Origin of the sequence: Stenotrophomonas sp. HMWF003 (assembly GCF_003061285.1) — a bacterium.
Classification (GTDB): Bacteria; Pseudomonadota; Gammaproteobacteria; order Xanthomonadales; family Xanthomonadaceae; genus Stenotrophomonas; species Stenotrophomonas maltophilia_AP.
In genome coordinates this window covers 1-4369 of sequence record NZ_QAIW01000345.1, presented here as the reverse complement: position 1 = coordinate 4369, position 4369 = coordinate 1, and the positions used below count along the sequence as shown (strand labels likewise).

Annotated in this window: 8 protein-coding genes; all 8 read right to left on the bottom strand. The window is 60.7% G+C overall.

Annotated features, from left to right (window positions below; translation table 11 throughout):
- A partial coding sequence (locus tag DBR34_RS13885; protein ID WP_128097229.1) for a DUF2523 family protein occupies positions 1 to 299 on the bottom strand: 299 nt, incomplete at its 3' end.
- Positions 299 to 1738, bottom strand: a complete 1440-nt coding sequence (locus DBR34_RS13880) for a virulence factor TspB C-terminal domain-related protein (protein WP_128097228.1) — start codon at positions 1736 to 1738, stop codon at positions 299 to 301. The genes DBR34_RS13885 and DBR34_RS13880, both read right to left, overlap by 1 nt.
- Positions 1739 to 1871: 133 nt before the next feature.
- Positions 1872 to 2114 (bottom strand): hypothetical protein, encoded by a 243-nt coding sequence (locus tag DBR34_RS13875; RefSeq protein WP_128097227.1) that lies wholly within the window; start codon positions 2112 to 2114, stop codon positions 1872 to 1874.
- Between the two features lie 19 nt (positions 2115 to 2133).
- Positions 2134 to 2355, bottom strand: a complete 222-nt coding sequence (locus DBR34_RS13870; RefSeq protein ID WP_128097226.1) for a hypothetical protein — start codon at positions 2353 to 2355, stop codon at positions 2134 to 2136.
- Positions 2356 to 2358: 3 nt separating this feature from the next.
- Positions 2359 to 2661: a G5P family DNA-binding protein gene (locus DBR34_RS13865; RefSeq protein WP_258223933.1), complete on the bottom strand. Its 303-nt coding sequence runs from the start codon at positions 2659 to 2661 to the stop codon at positions 2359 to 2361.
- On the bottom strand, positions 2640 to 3572 hold the full coding sequence (locus DBR34_RS13860; RefSeq protein ID WP_181394015.1) for a replication initiation protein: 933 nt from the start codon (positions 3570 to 3572) through the stop codon (positions 2640 to 2642). The genes DBR34_RS13865 and DBR34_RS13860 overlap by 22 nt, the downstream gene beginning before the upstream one ends.
- A 94-nt stretch (positions 3573 to 3666) precedes the next feature.
- Complete coding sequence (locus tag DBR34_RS13855; protein ID WP_128097224.1) at positions 3667 to 3864, bottom strand: hypothetical protein; 198 nt, start codon at positions 3862 to 3864, stop codon at positions 3667 to 3669.
- Positions 3865 to 4071: 207 nt separating this feature from the next.
- Complete coding sequence (locus tag DBR34_RS21435) at positions 4072 to 4242, bottom strand: hypothetical protein (protein ID WP_181394014.1); 171 nt, start codon at positions 4240 to 4242, stop codon at positions 4072 to 4074.
- Positions 4243 to 4369 lie beyond the last annotated feature (127 nt).

The window sequence follows — 4369 nt, the reverse complement described above, 5'->3', positions numbered from 1 at the left end:
TCCGCCACGCTCTTGGGGACAATGAAGATCTTCCACGTCATGCGAACAGTGAGCGCGGACAGGATCATCGACATAACGGTGCCAACGCCGAGATACGAAAGGAAATCAAGCGCAGGACCCTGAAGGCCGCCCAAGTGCTCAAGAACGAAGCTCTTTAAGCTGGGGAGAATCTGATTGAACGTGACAGTCGTCAGACCGAAAGTGGCGAGGAATTTGCCGACAATGCCAGCAGCGGCATCCTTCGCTGTGCCGATTACATGCTGCGCACCATCTGCAATCCAGTCCCATACCATGCCCATTAGATGTTCCCTCCCATGAGAATTCGCAGTGCCGTGTAGGCACCAAAGAAAAGGATCAAGCCACGCAGGATGGCTGCAAGCTGACAGAAGTACGGCATATCACTGCCGCTCACCGACTTGCCCATGATCACGATGGTGGGTGGCTGAGGGCATGAGCCGCCGCCGAGCATGTCGCTAGTGTCCAGGACGCTGGTGGACAGGTTGATTCCCCACTTTTTTACGCCTGCCACATCCGCTTTCCCATCACCCGGAGCATTGACAGCGCCCTTGCCTTCCAATGCATCGGCAACACCGTTCTTATTGGCATCGCCAATGCTGCCGCCAGTTGAATCCCCGCTTTTGGCAAGGAGCTTCTCGGCCGCGCATGCGCTTCTCCACTGAAACAACATGCCGGAATACTCCATGGAATCGCACTTCTCCCCCGTGCAGATAGGAACGGTCCCGCAGGCACCACCGGCGATGTTCCGGTTCTTGCGCGTGTTGCAGTCAATGCGCCACTGAATTCGTGCCATGCCACACATGATTGGCGAGCCGCTGCAAGACGGAGGCGCGGTGCAGTCGTCACCGCCTGAGAAATTCTCCTTCACCTTTTGCCCGTCTGGACCCTCGCCCTCTTCCTCACCCTCATCAGGTTCGCCGTCGCCATTTTTGTCGCGCTTGCAGGTGCCATCTTTGCCGCGAACCTCGCCCGCTGCGCATTGGTTGTCACCTGGGATGCAGCTGCCCAACGGGGACCGTATCTGCCCAGCCGGGCACTCTTCGTCCTTCTTCTTGCATGTGCCGTCAGCCTGTTGCGCCATGCCTTCAGGACATGGCTCCGGCGCACATTTGCCCAAGGAGTTCGGCTTGCCGCCATTTGGACACTTGCCTTCAGGCGGCTCACACACGTTGAGCGTGCTGTTCCAAAAGTAGCCGCCACCAAGGCGCTCGCAGTTTTCCTTTTCATTCTCGGGACACATCGCCCCGGTCCCCATCCACGTTTTAGTGGAATCGGCATTGCTGAACCATGCTCCGTCGCAGCCGTTGCGACAGCCGATGCTGCCGTTCTTCGCAGATCCGTCAGACGCCCATGGACCCGTACCGGTGTAGTTGGGCTCCGTGCTGCAACCGCGCGTGTAGTAGTAATTGCGGTACACACCGGATACCCACGTGCCCTGGTTCTGATACTCAAACTTTGACGTGATGCTGCCGGTGGAGGTTGGAAAGGTCTTCTCGCAGCGGTCATTGCGGAACTGGACGGGGGCGCGGCCTGCGATATAGGAAGCAAGCTCAGAGCGGCAGATTGCATAGGCCTGCCCTTCGCTGCACTTTTCCGAAGCGCTTGAGCAACTCTGCGCATTGGCACGGGAAACGCCCGCAAACACGAGAAGGAGCGCGACAACGGCGTAAGCCAAGCGCCTGAGAATGGCGGATACGAACACGCGAGCCAGCCAGTTCATCACGTACCCTCGAATGCGAGCCATGCAGCGCCACAGATCGCTACGATCACGAAATACCCCATAACCCCTCCTTTCGCTCAAGAAAAAGGGGGCGAACGTTTCCGCGCGCCCCCTGCCGTTCGTTCGCGTGCCGTTACTTCGCTGCGCGCTTGGTGTAGGCCCACACCACGATGATGGCGAGCAGGACGGCGATGGCACCGATGACCAGGCCCATGTCCGCCTTGCCGCCTGCAACCTCGCCTGCGATGGCCGCGCCCGGCGAGCTGGACCCGCTGGCGAGGGCCATGCCAGAGGCCATCAGGCCGGTGGCAGCGGTGCCGACCTTCGCGGTGGTGGAGGCGGCAACGCGGCGGGTGGTGTTCATGATGTTCTTCATTGCGGTTTTCCTCGTCATTTCAGTAGACCCCGATACGCGCCGCGCGGAATACGAGGCGCGCTTTCAACCCGATTGCCCACATGCTCACGATGGTGAAGGCAACCAGAGTTCCATCAGCCAGACTCAGGGGTGGAAGAATCGGCTGGTGGTATGGCATCCACACCGGCACCAAGCACGTGCCGTCCTGCTGGATGTTCTCAGCAGCACAACCGACGACGTAGAGCGGTGCCGGATCGGACATTGGTTAGGCCTGCGCCTTGCCGGGCGCCGGGGAAGGCGTCAGCAGGCGGATGCGGCGACCGAACTCCAGGCCGCCAAATTTGTTGTTTTGCAACGACGTTGCGCACAGGTCGTAGGTGCCGATCTTGTACGGCTGCTGGTCTTCGTCCAGGCCGATGGTGAAGGGCAGCGGAAAATCGTTCTCGCGCACCACGGCGGCTTTCTGCTCACGGAACACGGTTGCGGCTTTGCCCTCGCGTGCGGGGAACGAACGAACGGCGATGTTTTCGCTGATGATCTGAACTTTCATATTGGGATTACCTTCCAAGCGATGGTCCGGCCGAATGCAAATGTCACTCGCCACGGGGACGACCAGAACTCCCCGGTGAGCTTGTCGAAATAACCGCCCTGGCACTTGCGGATGTCGGCTTCACCGCCGAGCGCTTCACGTGCCGAGATGGGCGCTTTCCACCACCGCAGTTCGCGGCGGGATTCTTCATTGAGGCCACCGCAACCGTGCGTGCGGAACCCCTTCGGAAACGAAGCGGCCATGAGGCTGCTGAACTTGGATGCGTACTTGGCGAGATACCCGACTGCGTTGCGGGCCTTCTCAAACTTGCTTGAGCCATGAGGCCACCACTTGCGGTGATCGACGCGGCCAAACCACATGCCTTGGGGAACCCAAACTAGAAGGTGGTAGTGCGGTCGTCCGCGCTGGGTGAGTTCCCCGACCCACAGGTAACGGAACACCTGACCCGCGAGCCGTCGGAGCCTAGAGACAGTTCGATTGAAGTGGCCGCGCATGCGCTTAAGTAGCTCGCTAACGTCACGAGGGCCGCTACGGCTTCCGTCTCGGTAGGTGAGCGTGAGCATGTACCACGCGCCACGGCGTGATCCCTTCTTCGCTTCTTGGTCATGGAGTCGTGCACTCGTGATGACGGCCTTACGCAGCCGTTGCGCCCGCAGCTGCAGCGGGTCGATTTCGATGGAAAGACGACCGGTCTTCGACTCGGTGTCACTTGTTTTGTAATGGACAAGCCCAAGGGCCAGCGCTTCGCGCTGGCCCTCCGGGGTCAACGCGAGCGGTGCCGCCGCGAGGTACGACTTGAGAGAAGCGCCGGACGTGCGCTTATGGCGCGCGACAGTTTCTGAGGCTTGCTCAGTGCGGCGCGCAGCAGCCTGCATGAGGCCAATGGAGTCGTCGAACGCGACAAGCTCTGCGCGCTGCGCAGGAGCCATGGCGTGGAGCTTGATGCGGGCGTTCTTGCCCGTACAGCCTGCGCACAAGCCGCCGGGGAAGAAGTAGGACGTGGGGTCGCCGCAGAACGAACATTCAGCGGCCATAGCGGACCTCGTAGACCCGGCAAGCGCGATCATTTCCCTCAATGCAGGCTTTTTGGATGGCTTCGCGCTCAGCAGCGACAGTGTTCCAGTCTTCGGCAAGCTCGATGCCAAACATGAAGCCCAGCGCGGAACTGCACACAAAGAAGAGGAACGCGGGAATCCACCACCAGCTGTGCCGACCGATCATCGGCGCACCTCCGTTGATTCACTCAGTGCCAGTTCGGCGGCACGAGCCATGGAGAGAGCCAGCGCATGAGCCTCACGCCGGGTTGCACATGCAATGGCGTCCAGTCGCCGGCCGTCAACGTAAACCGATGCGACGTAGACCCTGATCTGTTGCGGGCCGAAGCCACGTGCAGGCATAGGCTCAACCGCCCACGACCATCGAACGCGCTTAGTCATGACCCACCTCGGCACGAGCCTGGGCGACGAATGCGGCGTCACGGATTGCGCGCGCCCTGCCCTGCTCGCGGCGGTCGATGAGCCAGTTGGCAAGCCGCACAACGCCGAAGGCAATGCACATGCACGCGGCAATCAGGGAGACGATGCAGACGACGGCGCTCACTTGCAGCCACCGTTGCCCTGGCGAAGAAAGAATCGGAGCCAGAACAGGAACGCCATGAGCAGCACACCTGCCCCAAGCGCTACGAAGAAGTCTTCCATGGCAATCCCCACCCCCTAGCCCCTAGATC

Bases quoted from the DNA above. Each gene is read 5' to 3' on its own strand.
- DBR34_RS13880 (WP_128097228.1), bottom strand. From the start codon at position 1,738: ATGAACTGGCTGGCTCGCGTGTTCGTATCCGCCATTCTCAGGCGCTTG.
- DBR34_RS13875 (WP_128097227.1), bottom strand. From the start codon at position 2,114: ATGAAGAACATCATGAACACCACCCGCCGCGTTGCCGCCTCCACCACC.
- DBR34_RS13870 (WP_128097226.1), bottom strand. From the start codon at position 2,355: ATGTCCGATCCGGCACCGCTCTACGTCGTCGGTTGTGCTGCTGAGAAC.
- DBR34_RS13860 (WP_181394015.1), bottom strand. From the start codon at position 3,572: ATGGCTCCTGCGCAGCGCGCAGAGCTTGTCGCGTTCGACGACTCCATT.
- DBR34_RS13855 (WP_128097224.1), bottom strand. From the start codon at position 3,864: ATGATCGGTCGGCACAGCTGGTGGTGGATTCCCGCGTTCCTCTTCTTT.